Origin of the sequence: Caballeronia sp. AZ1_KS37 (genome assembly GCF_023631165.1) — a bacterium.
Classification (GTDB): domain Bacteria; phylum Pseudomonadota; class Gammaproteobacteria; order Burkholderiales; family Burkholderiaceae; genus Caballeronia; species Caballeronia zhejiangensis.
Genome location: NZ_JALQDP010000001.1, coordinates 209,355 through 227,640, shown reverse-complemented (window position 1 = coordinate 227,640; position 18,286 = coordinate 209,355). Strand labels below are relative to the sequence as shown.

The 18,286-nt window shown below is 63.8% G+C and carries 21 protein-coding genes; 14 read left to right on the top strand and 7 right to left on the bottom strand.

The window, feature by feature from the left end:
- Positions 1–42 precede the first annotated feature (42 nt).
- From NCS00_RS33650 to ubiM, 4 genes are all read right to left on the bottom strand, one after another.
- The gene (locus tag NCS00_RS33650) at positions 43–255 is read right to left on the bottom strand and encodes a PIN domain-containing protein (RefSeq protein ID WP_502801567.1); all 213 of its coding nucleotides are present in this window, start codon (positions 253–255) and stop codon (positions 43–45) included.
- 21 nt (positions 256–276) lie between these two features.
- Positions 277–459: a PIN domain-containing protein gene (locus NCS00_RS33645; protein ID WP_502801566.1), complete on the bottom strand. Its 183-nt coding sequence runs from the start codon at positions 457–459 to the stop codon at positions 277–279.
- Entirely contained in the window at positions 446–697 is a 252-nt protein-coding gene (locus NCS00_RS01065; protein WP_250438849.1) for a hypothetical protein, read from the bottom strand. Before NCS00_RS01065 ends, NCS00_RS33645 begins: the two co-directional genes overlap by 14 nt.
- Positions 698–788: 91 nt before the next feature.
- Complete coding sequence (gene ubiM / locus NCS00_RS01060; RefSeq protein ID WP_008351932.1) at positions 789–1,970, bottom strand: 5-demethoxyubiquinol-8 5-hydroxylase UbiM; 1,182 nt, start codon at positions 1,968–1,970, stop codon at positions 789–791.
- Positions 1,971–2,088: 118 nt separating this feature from the next.
- On the opposite strand from ubiM, the gene NCS00_RS01055 reads away from it, so the two are divergent.
- The 13 genes from NCS00_RS01055 to NCS00_RS00995 all read left to right on the top strand — a co-directional run bounded on the left by NCS00_RS01055 (position 2,089) and on the right by NCS00_RS00995 (position 13,859).
- Entirely contained in the window at positions 2,089–2,766 is a 678-nt protein-coding gene (locus tag NCS00_RS01055) for an SDR family oxidoreductase (protein WP_008351935.1), read from the top strand.
- A 13-nt stretch (positions 2,767–2,779) separates the two neighbouring features.
- Complete coding sequence (locus NCS00_RS33455; protein WP_008351936.1) at positions 2,780–3,388, top strand: glutathione S-transferase family protein; 609 nt, start codon at positions 2,780–2,782, stop codon at positions 3,386–3,388.
- A complete protein-coding gene (locus NCS00_RS01045) occupies positions 3,385–3,804 on the top strand; it encodes a YchJ family protein (RefSeq protein WP_250438846.1) in 420 nt (139 codons plus the stop codon). Before NCS00_RS33455 ends, NCS00_RS01045 begins: the two co-directional genes overlap by 4 nt.
- Positions 3,805–4,132: 328 nt before the next feature.
- Entirely contained in the window at positions 4,133–5,389 is a 1,257-nt protein-coding gene (locus tag NCS00_RS01040; protein WP_250438844.1) for a dienelactone hydrolase family protein, read from the top strand.
- A 283-nt stretch (positions 5,390–5,672) separates the two neighbouring features.
- Entirely contained in the window at positions 5,673–6,983 is a 1,311-nt protein-coding gene (locus NCS00_RS01035) for an adenosylmethionine--8-amino-7-oxononanoate transaminase (protein ID WP_250438830.1), read from the top strand.
- Positions 6,980–8,179, top strand: coding sequence for an 8-amino-7-oxononanoate synthase (gene bioF / locus NCS00_RS01030; protein WP_250438828.1), 1,200 nt, complete (start codon positions 6,980–6,982; stop codon positions 8,177–8,179). The genes NCS00_RS01035 and bioF overlap by 4 nt, the downstream gene beginning before the upstream one ends.
- The gene (gene bioD, locus NCS00_RS01025; protein WP_250438826.1) at positions 8,176–8,877 is read left to right on the top strand and encodes a dethiobiotin synthase; all 702 of its coding nucleotides are present in this window, start codon (positions 8,176–8,178) and stop codon (positions 8,875–8,877) included. Before bioF ends, bioD begins: the two co-directional genes overlap by 4 nt.
- Before the next feature lie 4 nt (positions 8,878–8,881).
- Positions 8,882–9,925, top strand: coding sequence for a biotin synthase BioB (bioB, locus tag NCS00_RS01020; RefSeq protein ID WP_008351947.1), 1,044 nt, complete (start codon positions 8,882–8,884; stop codon positions 9,923–9,925).
- A 19-nt stretch (positions 9,926–9,944) separates the two neighbouring features.
- Entirely contained in the window at positions 9,945–10,886 is a 942-nt protein-coding gene (locus NCS00_RS01015; protein ID WP_008351949.1) for a 2-hydroxyacid dehydrogenase, read from the top strand.
- Between the two features lie 25 nt (positions 10,887–10,911).
- Complete coding sequence (locus NCS00_RS01010; protein ID WP_008351950.1) at positions 10,912–11,835, top strand: hydroxymethylglutaryl-CoA lyase; 924 nt, start codon at positions 10,912–10,914, stop codon at positions 11,833–11,835.
- Between the two features lie 16 nt (positions 11,836–11,851).
- The gene (locus NCS00_RS01005; RefSeq protein WP_008351951.1) at positions 11,852–12,349 is read left to right on the top strand and encodes a YbaK/EbsC family protein; all 498 of its coding nucleotides are present in this window, start codon (positions 11,852–11,854) and stop codon (positions 12,347–12,349) included.
- Between the two features lie 44 nt (positions 12,350–12,393).
- Complete coding sequence (locus tag NCS00_RS01000; protein ID WP_239294384.1) at positions 12,394–12,951, top strand: DUF1289 domain-containing protein; 558 nt, start codon at positions 12,394–12,396, stop codon at positions 12,949–12,951.
- Positions 12,948–13,859, top strand: coding sequence for an MBL fold metallo-hydrolase (locus tag NCS00_RS00995; RefSeq protein WP_034470370.1), 912 nt, complete (start codon positions 12,948–12,950; stop codon positions 13,857–13,859). The genes NCS00_RS01000 and NCS00_RS00995 overlap by 4 nt, the downstream gene beginning before the upstream one ends.
- Before the next feature lie 177 nt (positions 13,860–14,036).
- Here the strand turns inward: NCS00_RS00995 and NCS00_RS00990 are convergent, their stop codons facing one another.
- On the bottom strand, positions 14,037–14,927 hold the full coding sequence (locus NCS00_RS00990; RefSeq protein WP_250438824.1) for an alpha/beta fold hydrolase: 891 nt from the start codon (positions 14,925–14,927) through the stop codon (positions 14,037–14,039).
- A gap of 259 nt (positions 14,928–15,186) precedes the next feature.
- On the opposite strand from NCS00_RS00990, the gene NCS00_RS00985 reads away from it, so the two are divergent.
- The gene (locus NCS00_RS00985; protein ID WP_008351955.1) at positions 15,187–16,149 is read left to right on the top strand and encodes an NAD(P)H-dependent flavin oxidoreductase; all 963 of its coding nucleotides are present in this window, start codon (positions 15,187–15,189) and stop codon (positions 16,147–16,149) included.
- Positions 16,150–16,217: 68 nt separating this feature from the next.
- On the opposite strand, the gene NCS00_RS00980 is transcribed toward NCS00_RS00985, so the two are convergent.
- Together NCS00_RS00980 and NCS00_RS00975 are read right to left on the bottom strand one after the other, a co-directional pair.
- Entirely contained in the window at positions 16,218–17,327 is a 1,110-nt protein-coding gene (locus NCS00_RS00980; protein WP_034470364.1) for a porin, read from the bottom strand.
- 508 nt (positions 17,328–17,835) lie between these two features.
- Positions 17,836–18,204, bottom strand: coding sequence for a hypothetical protein (locus tag NCS00_RS00975; RefSeq protein WP_034470363.1), 369 nt, complete (start codon positions 18,202–18,204; stop codon positions 17,836–17,838).
- Positions 18,205–18,286 lie beyond the last annotated feature (82 nt).

The following is an 18,286-nucleotide window of genomic DNA, read 5'->3' as shown; positions in this document are numbered from 1 at the left end:
GTGTTCCGGGCCGGTCCGGCGCGAGCCGGGCCGCATTCATTCCTATTCGAAGGGATTCAGCATCTCGACGCCCATTCGCTCGAAGTCTCTGACGTTGCGCGTGACCACCGTCAATCCGTGGAAAATGGCCGTTGCGCTTATGAGCTTGTCCAAAGCGGGTTCAGGGTGCGGCGCGCGCAGGTTTCCCCATAGCCTGCCGATCTCCTTGCCCGCCGGCAGGATTCTCGTGTCGTATTCTCGCAGGACGTTGTTCACCCACGATTCGAGCTTTTCGGCCTACCGTTTATCGCCTCTTCGGCGCACCCGCTCGACGCCCTGTCGAAGTTCCGCGACAGTCACGACGGAGAGATGAACGCATCTCTTATCGAGCTTGGCTTGCCGGAAGAACACGCGAACGCCTTCATTGGCGCGTTCTTCGAGTCTCGTTTCACTGATCACGTTCGTATCAGCCAGATACATCGGAGGCTCCTCGTTTCGGATGACGATCGAAGAAGTCGTCCTCCACGTCGAGTTTCGGAAAGTTCAGCAGATGATCGATGAAACGGCTGTTGTACTCGGGACTGTCGATGTATTCCTCGGCCGTCCCTTTGCGGCTTTCGATCTCGAGCTTGCGACGGATGGCAGCCTGTTCCGCGTATTCGCGAATCTCCTCGGCGGTTATATTCCAAGGTAACTCGGCCTTGATGATCTTGAACATGCTCGGCTCCTTATCGATGTTGCGACAGTCGTCACTCTATCGAATTCAATAAGCACGACTAGTCATCCAAACGAAATAAGCGAAATCTCACTCACCCCGCCAGCGACATCGCCACGGCCCGCTTGAACGGCGTCAGCTTCTCTCCGATCCGCAGCATCGCATCGCGCGCGATCCGCGCCGGCAGCGAGTCGCGCGTATAAACCTCCGTGATGAATCGCGTGATCAGATAAAGCGGACGCGTTTCCTGCCGATGCTTCGCTTCATATCGCGCGAGCAGCCCATCGCCGGCGATGTCGAGCCCCGCCGCCTGCGCGTCGCGAATCGCGCGCGTGAGCGTCTCGATGCCGGCCAGCCCGAAGTTGAACCCGTGCGCCGTGACCGGATGCATGCCGACCGCCGCATCGCCGACCGTCGCAAAACGCTTCGCCACGAAGCGCTTCGGATAAACCGACACCAGCGGATAAACATGCCGCGTCGTGCGCAGCGCCATCGTTCCGAGTCTGCGCTCGAAGCGGCGTTCGATCTCGCGGTTGAACGCATCCTCGTCGAGCTTGCTCAGGCGCTCGATGTCGCGCGCCTCGAGCGTCACCACGACCGACGACCGATGCGCGCCCGTCTCCGGATCGGGATTCATCGGCAAGAGCGCGAGCGTCTGCCGGTGGCCGAACCATTCCCACGCCGCGTGATCGTGGGGCACGTCGTGCGTCATGCAGCAGACCAACATCGACTTGCCGAAATCGTGCATGTCGGCGGCGATGCCCATCATGCGGCGCGTCGCGGAGAACCGGCTGTCCGCCGCGACGACGAGCCGCGCCGCGATCGTCTCGCCGCTTTCGAGCCGCACGCGCGCGCCACATGCGTCGGTATCGAGGTCGGTCACGCGTTCGGACGTCATGATGCGGACGTCCGCGCTCACTGCTTCGAACGCGGCGCGCCGGATCAGATGATTCGACACGAGCCAACCGAGCTCGTCGTGACCGGAAAGCGCATGACCGATTTTCATCGCGAACGGCGACGATCCGTTGAAAACGCGCGCATCGGCCAACTGCGATTTCGCGTGCGCGTCGATGCGCTCCCACACGCCGAGCGTCTTGAGAAACGCGACGGATTTCTGCGTCAACGCGATCTCGCGGCCGTCGAAGGCGGGCTCGCGCAGCGCGTCGTGGCTTTGCTGCTCGACGAACACGATCGACAAACCCGCGCCGCTCAGCGCGTTCGCGAGACACAAGCCCGCCGGCCCCGCGCCGACGATCACGACATCGGTTTGCATCATCTTTCCGGTCCTGCTGTTTGAAAGCGCACAACGATAGCCGAAAGGCCGAACGGCGATCCGCGACAGCGGGTCGCGCGTTATATTCACGAAGTCTGTTCACACAAGGAACATGTCGCTCATGAAAACGGTTCTGATCGTCGGCGCGTCGCGCGGCCTCGGCCACGAATTCGCACGCGAATATTGTCGCGACGGCTGGCGCGTGCTCGCCACGGCCCGCGATAAAACCTCGCTCTCCGCGCTCGACGCGATGGGTGCGCAAACCTTCCCGCTCGACGTCACGCAGCCCGAGCAGATCGCCGCGCTCGCCTGGCAACTGGACGAGGAAAAGCTGAATGTCGCGATCGTCGTGTCGGGCGTGTATGGACCGCGCACCGAAGGCGTCGAGACGATCGGCGCGGAGGACTTCGATCAGGTCATGCACACCAACGTGCGTGGTCCGATGCAACTGATTCCCGTGCTCCTGCCGCTAACCGACGCCGCGAACGGCGTGCTCGCGGTCGTGTCGAGCAAGATGGGCAGCATCGCCGAGACGAGCGGCACGACCGGCTGGCTGTATCGCGCGAGCAAGGCGGCGCTCAATTCTGCGCTGAAGGTGGCGTCGCTGGAATCGCGGCATTCGGCGTGCATCGCGCTGCATCCGGGCTGGGTTCGCACGGAAATGGGCGGGCCATCGGCGGCGATCGACGTCGCGCGCAGCGTCGCCGGCATGCGCGCGGTGATCGCCGAAGCGGGCGCGCTGCGCGAGGAATTCAACGGGACTTTCGTGCAGTACGACGGCACGAAGATCGAATGGTGAACAAGGAGTGAATGTGACCTATCAGGTACACGGCGTTTCGGCATCGGGCAACTGTCACAAGGTTCGCCTCGTCCTCGAACAGCTCGGCCAGCCTTATGTCTGGCACGAAGTCGACATGATGAACGGCGCAACGCGCACCGACGAATTCAAAAAGCTGAATCCGAACGGCAAGGTGCCGGTGCTCGTCATCGACGAGAACACGACGCTCTCCGAATCCGACGCGATTCTCTGCTATCTCGCCGACGGCACGCCGCTCATGCCCGACGACCGGCTCGAACGCGCGCAAGTGCTGCAGTGGATGTTCTTCGAGCAGTACAGCCACGAGCCGTATGTCGCGGTGGCGCGCTTCATCCTGCAGTTTCAGAAGAATCCCGGCGACGCGCGACTGCCGGAGAAGATCGCCGGTTCGTATCGCGCGCTCGACGTGATGGAACGGCATTTGTCGACGCGCACGTTTTTAGTCGGCGAGCGCTACACCGTCGCCGATATCGCGCTGTATGCGTACACGCATGTCGCGGATCAGGCGAATCTCGATCTGTCGCGCTATCCGGCGATCCGCGCGTGGCTCGAACGCGTGCGCAGCCAGCCGCGCCATGTCGTCATGCCGGGTGTCGATCAATGAAACTCGTGGAATGTCCGTGCGGCGGCGCCGCGCCCGGCCAGCGGCCTGACGCGCGCGCGCCGCGTTACGACGCGTGTTGCGGACGATTCATCGAAGGCGGCGAAAAGCCCGCGAACGCAATGGAACTGATGCGCTCGCGCTACACCGCCTACGTGCTCGGCGACACCGCGTATCTGCGCGCGACCTGGGCGGAAGCGACCTGCCCGCCCGATCTCGACGCCTCCGACGCCGGCACCCGCTGGCTCGGCTTGCAGATCAAACGCCACACGCCGACCGACGCGAATCACGAGGAAGTCGAGTTCGTCGCGCGCTACAAGGTCGGCGGGCGCGCGCATCGTTTGCACGAAGCGAGCCGCTTCACGCGAGACAGCGCCGGAAACTGGATCTATGTCGATGGTCAGATTAAAGAAAACTAAATATTCCTTTAAGAAATATGCTGTGGCACGCGGTATTAATTTCCTAAGAATTTCCTTACAGATTAAACAGTTACGGGGTTTCTCTTATTGTGCAGTGCAATTTTGAACGGTTAATCTGTGTTCACGTCAGGGCGCTGTCATTCCCGAGCCCGGACACTCGCAGCGAAGCCCCGTTTTGAAGCCAATTGTCATGCCTTTTCAGGGCATGACTCCCGGAACCCGCAGCCGATACTGCTCTCATCGAGCAGCGCGATAGGTTTGTGACTTCAAAAAGACGTTCGGGGCTCGCCGTATCAACGTCCTTTGGAAGCGCAGTCGGAGTTCACGGATGGCGATCAGAACCTGGTTGGTCGGATGCAGCATGGTGTGCGCGCTCGCGGCATCGCTCGTCACGTCCGCCGTGCGTGCCGAACCGGTCGGCGGCGTGCGTCAATCCGAAGGTCTGCAGTCTCCCGCATTCGGCCAGACGCTCTCGCAGATTCCCGATTCGCTCGATGCTGGCCTGCCCGTCGTCGCGATCGGACTGAACGAAAGCGTCATCGAGATTCCCGAAGCCGACATCTCGCTCGAAACCACCGTGTTCAAGCCGGACGGCGCCGGCCCGTTCCCGATGATCGTCTTCAATCACGGCAAGCTCCCCGGCGATTCGCACGCGCAACCGCGCAATCGCCCGGTCGCGCTCGCGCGTGAATTCGTGCGCCACGGCTATGTCGTCGTCGTGCCGAACCGGCGCGGCTTCGCGGGCTCGGGCGGCGATTACACCGGCCACGGCTGCGACGTCGAGGCGAACGGGTTCGCGCAAGCGCAGGACGTCGCCGCGACCATCGCCTATATGAGCCAGCAAGCGTATGTCGACAAGACGCATATCGTCGTCGCGGGCACGTCGCACGGCGGTTTGACGACCATCGCCTACGGCGCGCGCGATGCCGTCGCGGCGCCCGGCGTGCGCGGTCTCATCAATTTCTCGGGCGGGCTGCGTCAGGACGAATGCGGCGACTGGCGGAAGAATCTCGTCAACGCGTTCGGCGATTACGGGCAGAACGTGCGCCTGCCGTCGCTGTGGCTCTACGGCGACAACGATTCGGTCTGGGACGGCGACTTGTCCGCGCAGATGTACACCGCGTTCACCGCGCACGGCGCGCGCGCCAACATGGTCGATTTCGGCAGCTACAAGAACGACGCGCATCGGCTCGTCGGCGACCGCGACGGCGTGCAGATCTGGTGGCCGCGCGTGAAGGCCTTCCTCGCGCAGATCGGCATGCCGACCGCCGTGCAATATCAGGTGGCCGAGCCGCGCATGCCGAACGCGACGCACTTCGCGGACCTCGATTCCGTGCAGGCCGTGCCGTTCGTCGATGAAAACGGCCGCGCCGGTTATCGCAACTTCCTTTCGCAGTATTCGAGCCGCGCGTTCGCCGTGTCCGATTCGGGCGCGTGGTCGTGGGCCGAAGGCGGCGACGATCCGATGGCCGTCGCCATCGCGAGCTGCCAGAAGCAGAGCGCCGATCCGTGCCGGCTGTACGCGGTGAATAATCGCGTCGTCTGGAACGATCAGGCCGCCGAGACGCAGACGGCGTCACGCTAGAACACCTTTTCCGCCTGTCGGGAACGCCGGCCTTCGCGCCGGCGTTTTTGCGTCGATCGCACGTTAAGCGACCCATTTGGCCGACGTTGCACGCGATAGCGCGTTTTCGCATTTCCATTGCGCGCGCACGCATGTCCAAAAAACCTTCCGAATACGGAAGGTCGGCCATGTTTTAGGGATAATTGACTCGCGCAGTTTTCACGCAGTTTCCCCGTAACGCAGGCGCCTGGCGCTTGCCCGATGTATCCGGCCCGCATCGCGCGCGCGGGCCTGGGAGCCGTTTTTGAACACAGAAGCCAATCAGGACTGGGTTGCCCGCTCGCTTGCGGCCGTGTGGCATCCGTGCACCCAGATGAAACATCACGAGCGCGTGCCGCTCGTGCCGATCGCGCGCGGCAAGGGCGCGTGGCTCTACGACCACGAAGGCCACCGCTATCTCGATGCGATCAGTTCGTGGTGGGTCAATCTCTTCGGCCACGCTAACGACGACATCAACCGCGCGCTCAAGGATCAACTCGACACGCTCGAACACGCGATGCTCGCGGGCTGCACGCACGCGCCGGCCGTCGAACTGGCCGAGCGTCTTTGCGCGCTCACCGATCGCACGCTCGGCCATGCGTTTTTCGCGTCCGATGGCGCGTCGGCGGTCGAGATCGCGCTGAAGATGAGCTTTCACTTCTGGCGCAATCGCGGCGCAAGCGAGAAGCGCGAATTCGCGTGTCTCGCGAACAGCTATCACGGCGAAACGATCGGCGCGCTCGGCGTGACGGACGTCGCCATTTTCAAGGACGCTTACGATCCGCTGATCCGTCACGCGCATGTGGTCGCGTCGCCGGCGGCGGTCGGCGTCGACGAAGCCATCGCCGCGATGCGCGCGCTCTTCGGGCAGCGCGCGTCGCAGCTTGCGGCCGTGATCGTCGAGCCGCTCGTGCAGTGCGCGGCCGGCATGTCGATGTACGACGCGTCGTATCTCACGCGTTTGCGCGCGCTGTGCGACGAATTCGGCGTGCATCTGATCGCCGATGAAATCGCGGTCGGCTGCGGGCGCACCGGCACTTTTTTCGCGTGCGAGCAGGCGGGCATCTGGCCTGATTTCATCTGCTTGTCGAAGGGCATCAGCGGCGGATACTTGCCGCTTTCGATCGTGCTCACGCGCGACGACATCTACGCCGCGTTCTACGACGACGACGTCACGCGCGGCTTTCTGCATTCGCATTCGTACACGGGCAATCCGCTCGCGTGCCGCGCCGCGCTGGCGACGCTCGATCTGTTCGACAGCGCGAACGTGCTCGCGGAAAACAAACGCAAATCGGCGTTGCTGGGCGAGGCGTTTCGCGCGCGCGTCGGCGAGCACGAACGCGTGAAGAATCTGCGCAATCGCGGCACGATCTTCGCGTTCGATGTCGATATCGACGACAAGACGTTCTCGCGCCGCTTCTTCGCAAACGCGTTGCAGCGCGAACTGCTGATGCGCCCCATCGGCGCGACGGTCTACATGATGCCGCCGTACATCCTCTCCGACGACGAACTGCTGCTCCTCGCGCAACGCACGCGCGAAACGCTCGACGCCACGCTCGCGGGAGGCGCAGCATGAGCACGACAGCGAGAGCGCTGTACGAAACGCTCGAACAGGGCTTGAACGATATCGATGCGCGCGGCCTGCGGCGTCGCCGCAAGACGATCGACGGCGCCTGTTCCGCGCACATGACCGTCGATGGCCGCGCGATCGTCGGCTTCGCGAGCAACGATTATCTCGGCCTCGCCGCGCACGATGCGATTCGCGCGGCGCTCGCCGAAGGCGCGTCGCTTTTCGGTGCGGGCAGCGGCGGCTCGCATCTGCTGGGCGGCCATTCACGCGCGCACGCGCAACTCGAAGACGATCTCGCCGCGTTCTCGGGCTGTTTCGTCGATAACCCGCGCGCGCTTTACTTCAGCACCGGCTACATGGCGAACCTCGCGGTCGTCACGGCGCTCGCCGGACGCGGCACGCTCGTGTTTTCGGACGCGCTCAATCACGCATCGCTGATCGACGGCGTGCGCCTGTCGCGCGCGCAAACGCAGATTTATCCGCACGCCGACATCGACGCGCTCGACGCGATGCTCGACGCCTCCCGCGACGAAACAGCGACGAAGCTCATCGTCACCGACACGGTGTTCAGCATGGACGGCGATATCGCGCCGCTCGCGCGTCTCGTCGAGCTTGCGGAGAAGTACGGCGCGTGGCTCGTCGTCGACGACGCGCACGGCTTCGGCGTGCTCGGCCCGCAAGGACGCGGCGCGCTGGCGCATTACGCACTGCGCTCGCCGCATCTCGTCTATGTCGGCACGCTCGGCAAGGCGGCGGGCGTGTCGGGCGCGTTCGTCGCGGCGGATGAAACCGTCATCGAATGGCTCATTCAGCGCGCGCGTCCGTATATCTTCACGACGGCGTCCGCGCCGGCGGTCGCGCATGCGGTGTCGAAGAGCATCGAAATCATCGCGGGCGATGAAGGCGACGCGCGCCGCGCGCACCTCGCGTTGCTGATCGACACCACGCGCGCGATGCTGAAACGCACGCGCTGGATGCCGGTCGATTCGCATACCGCCGTTCAGCCGCTCGTGATCGGCGGCAACGACGAAACGCTGGAAATCGCCGCCGCGCTCGACAAGCAAGGCCTCTGGGTTCCGGCGATTCGTCCGCCGACGGTTCCGGCGGGCACGTCGCGCCTGCGCATTTCCCTTTCCGCCGCGCACAGTGAGGACGATCTCGCGCGGCTCGATCACGCGTTAAACGCTTTGAATACGCTATGACCGCTTTATCCCTGTTCGTCGCCGGAACCGATACGGAAATCGGCAAGACGCTCGTCTCTTGCGCGCTGCTGCACGGCTTCGCGCGCGCGGGCCTTTCCGCCGCCGCGATGAAGCCGATCGCGTCGGGCGCGGTCGAGCGCGACGGCGTGCTGCACAACGAAGACGCCGATCAGCTCGACGCCGCCGCGAACGTCGCGTTGCCGAACGACATCCGCACGCCGTTCATGATGCGCGAGCCGATCGCGCCGCATATCGCTGCGGCGCGCGAAGGCGTGGCGCTCGACATCGGGCGCATTGTGCGAGCGCATCAGTTCGCGATGACGAAAGCGGATATCGTCGTCGTGGAAGGCGTCGGTGGTTTTCGCGTGCCGCTCACCGACACGCACGACACCGCCGATCTCGCCGTCGCGCTGAATCTGCCGGTCGTGCTCGTCGTCGGCATGCGGCTCGGCTGCATCAGCCATGCGTTGCTGACGGTCGAAGCCATCGCGTCGCGCGGCCCGAAGCTCGCCGGCTGGGTGGCGAATCGCGTCGATCCGAATATGCTGTATCCCGACGAAAACATCGCAACACTGAAACAACGCATCAAGGCGCCGCTCATCGGCGTGATTCCGCATCTCGCGGCACCCGATGCAACGCGCGCCGCCGATTCGCTCGATATCGGCGCTCTGACCGACTCGCTTCATCAAAAGGATTGAATACATGACACAGCAAATCGCCACTGAGACCACCTCGAAAACCACGCCGCAACCGATGCAGCGCTGGCGCGTCGCCGATGTCGTCGCGCTGTACGAACTGCCGTTCAACGATCTGCTCTTCCGCGCGCAGACCGTGCATCGCGAACACTTCGATCCGAACGCGGTGCAGTTGTCCACGCTGCTGTCGATCAAGACGGGCGGCTGCGAGGAAGATTGCGCGTACTGTCCGCAGTCGGTGCATCACGACACCGGCCTCAAGGCCGAAAAGCTGATGGACGTCGATGAAGTCCTGAAGGCAGCCGAAGTCGCGAAGTCGAACGGTGCGACGCGCTTTTGCATGGGCGCGGCGTGGCGCAATCCGAAGGATCGCCATCTCGAGCCGATCAAGGACATGATTCGCGGCGTGAAGGCGATGGGCCTCGAAACCTGCGTGACGCTCGGCATGCTCGAAGCGCATCAGGCGCAAGGCTTGCGCGACGCCGGCCTCGATTACTACAACCACAATCTCGACACGTCGCCGGAGTTCTACGGCCAGATCATTTCGACGCGCACGTATCAGGATCGCCTCGATACGCTCGAACACGTTCGCGACGCGGGCATCAACGTGTGCTGTGGCGGGATCGTCGGCATGGGCGAATCGCGACGCGAACGCGCGGGACTGATCTCGCAGCTCGCGAACATGGAGCCGTATCCGGAATCGGTGCCGATCAACAATCTCGTGCAGGTCGCGGGCACGCCGCTCACCGGCGTCGACGCGCTCGATCCGTTCGAGTTCGTGAGGACGATCGCGGTCGCGCGCATCACGATGCCGAAGGCGATGGTGCGTCTGTCCGCCGGACGCGAGCAGATGGATGAAGCGTTGCAGGCGCTGTGCTTCGCGGCGGGCGCAAACTCGATCTTCTACGGCGATCAGCTTCTGACGACGAGCAACCCGCAAGCCGAAGCCGACCGCAAGCTGATCGAGCGCCTCGGCATGCGCGCGGAAGCCGCGCAGAACGCCGGCGCGCAGGAAGCCGAACGCGGTTGCGGACACAAGCACGCGAACTAAACGGAAAACGGACGCGGCCATGAAAATCATCTTCTACGAGAAGGGCGCCGATATCGACGCGTGGCTCGGCGGCCTGAAACGCGAGTTGCCCGATGCGGACCTGCGCGTATGGGAGCCGGGCGACACCGCGAGCGCCGACTACGCGATCGTGTGGCGCGCGCCGCGCGAGCTCTTCGCGAATCGTCCCGATCTTCAGGCCGTGTTCAATCTCGGCGCGGGCGTCGATGCGATTCTCGATGTCGAGCGCCGCGAACCCGGCACGCTGCCGCCGAACGCGAAGCTCGTGCGTCTCGAAGACACCGGCATGGCGCAGCAGATGGTCGAATACGCGACGTACTGCGTGCTGCGCTACCTGCGCCGCTTCGACGAATACGACGCGCTGCAACGCGAAGGCCGCTGGGAAAAACTGCCGCAGCACGCGCGCGAATCGTTCACTGTCGGCGTGCTCGGGCTCGGCGTGCTCGGCGCGGAAGTCGCGAAGGGTTTGCTGAAACTCGGCGTGCCCGTGCGCGGATACAGCCGCACGCCGAAGACGATCGAAGGCGTCCACGTTCACGCGGGCGCGGACGAATTCGACGCGTTTCTCGACGGCGTAAAAGTGCTCATCAATCTGTTGCCGCACACGCCGGACACCGAAGGCATTCTGAACGCGCGCACGTTCGGCAAGCTCGCGCGCGGCGCGTATCTGGTGAACGTGGCGCGCGGCCCGCATCTCGTCGATGCCGATCTCATCGCCGCGCTCGACAGCGGCCAGATCGCCGCCGCGACGCTCGATGTCTTCCACACCGAGCCGCTGCCGCAGGAACATCCGTTCTGGACGCATCCGCGCGTGTCGGTGACGCCGCATATTTCGGCGGAAACGCTGCGCGAGGAAAGCATCGTGCAGATCGCCGGCAAGATCAAAGCGCTCGCGCGCGGCGAGCCGATCAGCGGCATCGTCGATTTCAAGCGCGGGTACTGAGACCACATCGAAAGGAGACAGAGACATGATTCCGTCAAAAGTGAAAATCGTCGAAGTCGGGCCGCGCGACGGCCTGCAGAACGAAAAGGAATTCGTGCCCACCGAAACCAAGATCGAGCTCGTGAACCGGCTCGCGCGGGCGGGCATCGTGAACGTGGAATCGACATCGTTCGTGTCGCCGAAATGGGTGCCGCAAATGTCCGACGCCGCCGCACTCATGGCCGGCATCGAGCGCCGTCCGGGCACGATCTACTCCGTGCTCACGCCGAACATGCGCGGCTTCGAAGGCGCGCTCGAAGCCAAAGCCGATGAAATCGTGATCTTCGGCGCGGCGAGCGAGGCGTTCTCGCAGAAGAACATCAATTGCAGCATCGCGGAGAGCATCGCGCGCTTCGAGCCGGTCGCGAAAGCCGCGAAGGACGCCGGCATGCGGCTGCGCGGATCCATCTCGTGCGCGCTCGGCTGTCCGTATCAGGGCGAAGTGAGCATCGAATCGGTCGTGGATGTCGTCGAACGCATGAAAGCGCTCGGCTGCGACGAGATCGATATCGCCGATACCATCGGCGTCGGCACGCCCAAACGCACGCGCGAAGTGCTCGCGGCAGCGCAGAAAGCGTTTCCGCGCGAGCGCCTTTCCGGACATTTCCACGACACGTACGGGCAAGCCATCGGCAACATTTATGCGGCGCTGCTCGAAGGCATCGAGATCTTCCACGCGTCGGTGGCGGGGCTCGGCGGCTGTCCATATGCGAAGGGCGCGACCGGGAATGTCGCGACCGAAGACGTCGTGTATCTGATGAACGGGCTCGGCATCGAGACCGGCGTCGATCTGGATCAGCTCGTCGATATCGGCGATTTCATTTCGCGCGCGATCGGCAAGCCGAGTTCGTCGCGTGCAGGAAAGGCGATCTTCACGAAGAAACGCGACGGCGCCGCCGCCTGCGTCTGAACAACAAAGGACAAAGATGATCGATCAATTGCCCGATTCCGCGCGCCGCGTCGCGCTTTTGTTGAAGGAACGCGGCCATCCGCATGACGTCGTGATGCTGCCGGAAACCGGCAAGACATCGGCGGAAGCGGCGGCCGGCCTCGGCTGCGAGGTCGCGCAGATCGCCAAGTCGATTCTGTTTCGCCGCAAGGAAGACGACGCGCCCGTGCTCGTGATCGCGAGCGGCGCGAATCGCGTCGATGAAGCGAAGGTCGCGGCGCGCGTCGGCGCTCTGGCGCGCGCGGACGCGAAGTTCGTGCGCGAGAAGACCGGCTACGCGATCGGCGGCGTGTGCCCGATCGGCCATGCGGTCACGCCGGTCACGCTCATCGACGAAGACCTGCTCGCGCTCGACAGCCTGTGGGCGGCGGCCGGGCATCCGCACGCGGTGTTCAATCTGTCGCCGCAGGAATTGATCGAGCTGACGGGCGCGCCGGTCGCGGACGTCGCGTTGCGCGAGACGGCGGAATCGTGACGAATGTGACGGACGTTGCGTCGCCGTGCGTCGATGTATGCCGCATGAATCCGGAGACCGGTTTCTGCGACGGCTGCTTTCGCAACATCGACGAAATCGCCGCGTGGTCGTCCCATGACGATGAGGCGAAACGCGCGGTGCTCGCGCGCGTCGAGAGCCGTCGTCAGGGCGCGCGCGTGGTGACGCTCGGCGAATCGTTCGACGCGACGCTCGCGCTGCCGCCCGATTCGATCAAGCACTTCGCGACGGTCGTCAACGATCTCAACCCGCTGCATCACGACGACGCCTACGCGCGCGCAAGCCGTTTCGGTGCGCTGATCGCATCGGGCACGCAGCCGACCGCGCATCTGATGGCGATGCTCGCCACGCACTTCTCGCAATACGCGCAGCCGCTCGGACTCGAATTCGGCATCAGGCTGACGCGCGCGGTGAAGGCGAACGACGTGCTCGCGATGTCCTGGCGCGTGACCGAAGCGAAGTGGAAAGCGAGTCTGAACGGGGATCTCGTGAAGCTGGAAGGCGACGCGCGCAATCAGCTCGGCGAAACGGTGATGAAGGCGACGGCGACCATCGTCGTGATGCCGCTGGAGACACGCGCGTGAGAACGCTGCCGGAGTCGATGACGGTCATCGAGCGCGGCTGGCTCTCGTCGAACAACGTGCTGTTCAGAAGCGCCGAAGGCACCGCGATCGTCGACACGGGCTATGTATCCCACGCGCCGCAAACGCTCGCGCTGGTCAAACAAAAGCTCGGCGCGCGCAAGCTCGATCTGATCGTCAACACGCATCTGCATTCGGATCATTGCGGCGGCAACGCGCTGCTCCAGCGCACGTACGCCTGCGACACGCTGATTCCCGCAAGCGAAGCGCACGCCGTGCGCGCATGGGACGAAGACGCGCTCACGTTTCGCGCGACCGGCCAGCGCTGCGATCGCTTCGATTTCACGGGCACGATCGCGCACGGCGGGACGCTCGCGCTCGGCGGCTTCGACTGGAACGTGCTCGGCGCGCCGGGCCACGATCCGCATTCGCTGATGCTCCATTGCCCCGAGACGCGCGTGCTCATCAGCGCGGACGCGTTGTGGGAAAACGGCTTCGGCGTGATCTTTCCCGAACTCGAAGGCGACAGCGGTTTCGCGGAAGAACGCGCGGTGCTCGAACTCATATCGACGCTCGACGTCGATATCGTGATTCCCGGCCACGGCGCGCCGTTCACGGACGTTGCGCGCGCGCTCGAGGTCGCTTCGTCGCGACTCGATTACTTGCAGGCCGATCCCGCGCGCAACGCGAAGAACGCGCTCAAGGTGCTGATCGTCTTCAAGTTGATGGAAGTGCGCACGATGACGCTCGATGCGCTCGTCACGATGACGCAAGACGCCCGCGCGATGCGCGCCGCCGCCGATGCGCTCGCGCCATCGGGCGAATGTCATACGCTCGTCGAGAAAATCGTCGGGGAACTGGCGCGCGGCGGCTCGGTGAACGTGAGCGGCGAAACCGTGTCGGTGGCCTGAACCGCCCGAGTGCACAAAAAGAAAGCCGCTTGTCAGCTACGGCAAGCGGCAGAATCATATGGACGTGATCAACGTCCCAAGTATCGTATCGCGACACTATTTCACGTGCATCGGTGCTTTCCCTACAAAATTGTAACGACACCTGAATTCACGTAAAGCCCAATGCCGGCGCGGGTTTCAGGGCGCATCTGCCTCGAAGAACGCGAGCATTTCCGCGAGCAGCATGTCGGGCTGTTCCTCGGGAATGTAGTGCCCGCACGGCAGCGCGCGGCCGCTCACGTCGCGTGCGACGCGCCGCCATTCGTCGAGCGCGTCGAAGCGCCGTCCGATGACGCCTTGCTCGCCCCACAGCACGCGTAGCGGACAGGCGATCTTCATGCCGCGTTCGAGATCGGCGCGTTCGTGTTCGAGGTCGATGCCCGCCGACGCGCGATAGTCCTCGCACGTCGCGAAGATCGCACCCGGCGCGGCAAACGCGTCGCGATACGCCCGCAACGCATGCGGCGCGAAGGGCGCAAATCCCGCTTGGCCACTGCCCAATAGCCGATCGATATATGCGTCCGGGTTGCCGCCGATCAGCAATTCCGGCAGCGGCGACGGCTGGATCAGCATGAACCAGTGGAAGTTTGCAGTCGCGAATTCGCGGTCGGTAGCGTCGTACATCGCGAGCGTCGGCGCGATGTCGAGCAGCATCAGACGATCGACGGCGTCGGGGAAATCCATCGCCATGCGATGCGCGACCCGCGCGCCGCGATCGTGCGCGCAGACGAGAAACTGTTCGAAGCCGAAGTGACGCATGACCGCGACCTGATCGCCGGCCATCGCGCGCTTCGAATACGGCGTGTGATGCGTGTCGCTTTCCGGCTTTCCCGACGCGCCGTAGCCGCGCAGATCGGTGGCGATCACCGTGAAGTGCTTCGCAAGCTCGCCGGCGCACTTGTGCCAGATCTCGTGCGTTTGCGGATGTCCGTGCAGGAGCAAGAGCGGCGGCCCGTCGCCGCCTTTCATCCCGGCGATCTCGACGCCGCCCGCATCGACGCGAAACGGCTCGTAGTCTTTGAACGACATTGTGTTTTCTTGTTCGTGGCGTTGCGGACCATTGTAGGCGCGCTCGCGCAGTCGCCGATGCCGTGGCGAGCGTGGAAACGCCGAAATCGAATACTTCTTCGGGAAATGGCGGATGTTTCGGCGGCGATGTCGTGCATATAATCGAACGATCGTTCGCTGGCCACGCGTGCCTTCCGGAAAATGATCGTGCGTGCCGGATCGCGCGCCAGTTCTCTAGAATGGTTTAACGCTGCTCGGACACACTCAGGAGATTCGTGCCATGGCTCTGCCCGCCATCTTGCAGCACCTCAGCTTGCCCGTCGTCGGCTCGCCGATGTTCATCGTCAGTTATCCCGAGCTCGTGCTTGCGCAATGCAAGGCGGGCATCGTCGGCTCTTTTCCGGCGTTGAACGCGCGTCCCGCCGAACTGCTCGACGAATGGCTCACGCAGATTCAAAGCGAGCTCGCCGCGCACAAGGCCGCGAATCCCGATGCCGTGATCGGGCCGATCGCGGTCAATCAGATCGTTCATCAGTCGAATGCGCGGCTCGAACAGGACGTGCGCGTGTGCGTCGAGCATGAGGTGCCGATCTTCATCACGAGCCTGCGCGCGCCGGTCAAGGAGATGATCGACGCCGTGCATTCGTACGGCGGCATCGTGCTGCACGACGTCATCAACTTGCGGCACGCGCAGAAAGCGCTCGAAGCGGGCGTCGACGGCCTCATTCTCGTCGCGGCGGGCGCGGGCGGTCACGCGGGGACGACGTCGCCGTTCGCGCTCGTCGGCGAAGTGCGGCGCATGTTCGACGGCCCGATCGTGCTGTCGGGCGCGATCGCCAATGGCGGCTCGATCCTCGCGGCGCAAGCGATGGGCGCGGACCTCGCCTACATGGGCACGCGCTTCATCGCGACGAAGGAAGCGCACGCGCTCGAGGAATACAAGCGCGCGATCGTCGATGCAACCGCCGCCGACATCATCTACACGAATCTCTTCACGGGCGTGCATGGCAACTACATCCGCGAGAGCATCGTCAATGCGGGACTCGATCCCGATGCGCTGCCCGTCTCCGACAAGAACGCGATGAACTTCGCCGAAGGCACGAGCAAGGCGAAGGCGTGGAAGGAAATCTGGGGCGCGGGCCAGGGCGTCGGGCTGATGGAGGACGTGCCGAGCGTCGCGGAACTGGTCGAGCGTCTGAAGCGCGAATACGACGACGCGAAGGCGCGCCTCGCGATCGGCTGATTTTTTGTGCCGTAGAAAGCAAAACACCGCGCCCTTGAGCGCGGTGTTTTCGTTCGATGCGAAACGCTTTAGAACTTCGCGCGGAGACCGACGCCGAAGGTATCGCCCGTCGACATACCCGTGTACTTGTCGTTCAGGTACGCGGCGTAGACGTCGGTGCGCTTCGACAGCGGATAGTCGTAGCCGAGCGCCCAGCTCTTGTGCGTCTGATCGAGACCGCCGTTGCTGCGCGAGTACGCATACGACGCCATCACCGTGCCCGGGCCGAGCGGAACCGTCACACCGCCTTGTCCGGTGTTGACGTGGAACGTGCCGGGGCCTTCGTAGTCGTTCTTCGTGTACATGTACTGCGCGAAGAACTTGACGTACTTCATGTCGTACGACGCGCCCAACTGGCCGACGCTCTGGCTCTTGTAGCCCGGCGAAGCGAAGCCGTCCACCGACGTCAGATCGCCCGGGGTGTTGTTGAAGTTCACGTACTGATAGACGCCCGTCGCCGCGAACGGACCGTGGAAGTACAGGAACTGCGCGCTGTACTTCTTCGAGCGGCCGTCGCCGGCGGTGTTGCCGAAGCTGTACATCACGCTGCCCGACAGACCGTTGAAGTCAGGCGACGTGTACTGGACCGAGTTGTTCCAGCCCGAATCGCCGATCGCGCCCTGATCCGTGCGGTACGTCGGGAATGTGCCCGCGCCGAGGAACACGTGATAGACCATCGGCGAGAAGACGTACGAATCGACGAACGGGTTGAACAGGATCGTCGAGACGAAGAGTTGCGTCGTCAGGCGGCCCGCGGTGAACGTGCCGATCGGACCTTGAATGCCGACGTATGAGTTGCGCGCGAAGAAGGTGTCGCCCTGGAAGCGTCCGTACTGACCGTTCTGCGCGCGGAAGAAGCTTTCCAACGTGAAGATGGCCTTGTAGCCGCCGCCGAGATCCTCGGCGCCCTTCAAGCCCCAGTACGACGTCGACATGCCGCCGCCGCTCACGTTCCAGGCGCGATCGCCGCCGGGAAATTTCTGCGCGCCGACCCATTCGTCGACTTGTCCATATAGCGAAACGCTCGATTGCGCGTGCGCCGTGCCCGCGGCGAAGAGGCCGAACATCGCTGCGGCGACCGCGGTGGCCTTGACCGTTGTTTTCACCGTAGTCATTGCACGGTTGACGGTTGACTTCATGAACTCTCCTGTTCTTTGTCGAAAATTGAAATCTTTGCGGGCGAGTTGCGTTGCGCTCGCCTCGTCTGACCGGCATAACGGTTTAGTGGGCGAAGAGGCATCGCGTGTGGAGCGGCACCATCTTTACGGACCATTTTTCCGGTCAAAAATGTTTTTGGTTATTGCGGGTATAGCGGTTCGAATACTTCCCGCCCCGCCTGCGCGCAGGAAGGGACGCTTTGCCTCAGGCTCGCGATGGCCGGATCGACAACCGGCGAGATGCGCAGCGAGTACCGGCGCGCCTCTCCAAGCGTCGAAAGGCGTTTGAAATAAAGAATTTCGGACATTTTCCCGCGCAGGCCGCATTGTCCTTGCGCGGAAAAAAGAGCGGAACGTCTGGGGGAAATTCGATGCGCAACTGTGGCGAGATTACGTCATCGTGACAGCGAAGCTAGACGCGCAAACAGTTTTGCGCTCCGCGCGGTGAACGCGGCGAAACGGAGGTCAGCTCAGGAAGACTGCGGAGCGTTCAGTTGCGGTAGTTCGCGTTCGTCGGCGCGCGACCGTCGTCGGCCGGACGGCCGGGGGGGCGCGGCAGGCTGCGCTCTTCGTTGTAGCGCGTGATGTCGGCGCGAATCGAGCCCGCGCCACGCAGCGGCACCGTTTGATCGCCCCGCGGGCCCGGACGCACTTCGGCGCTAACGGGCGTCAAGCCGTCTTTGGCGGCGACCGGCGTGTAATGCAGCGATTGCCTGCTGGCGCCGGAATCGGTGAGGACTGTCGACGGCAGCCACTCGACGCGCGGCCCGGCAAGCGCGAGCGAACCCGCCACCGCGAGCGCGCCAAGCGCTGCGGATGCGAAAAGCCGGGTAGTGTTGCGAATGCCTGTGAGCGCCATGTCGAAACAGCCTGCGTCCGACCGATATTTCCGTCCGTGAATGGAAAGCGGAGACTTTCGCTTCAGGCGGACAACCGGCGGC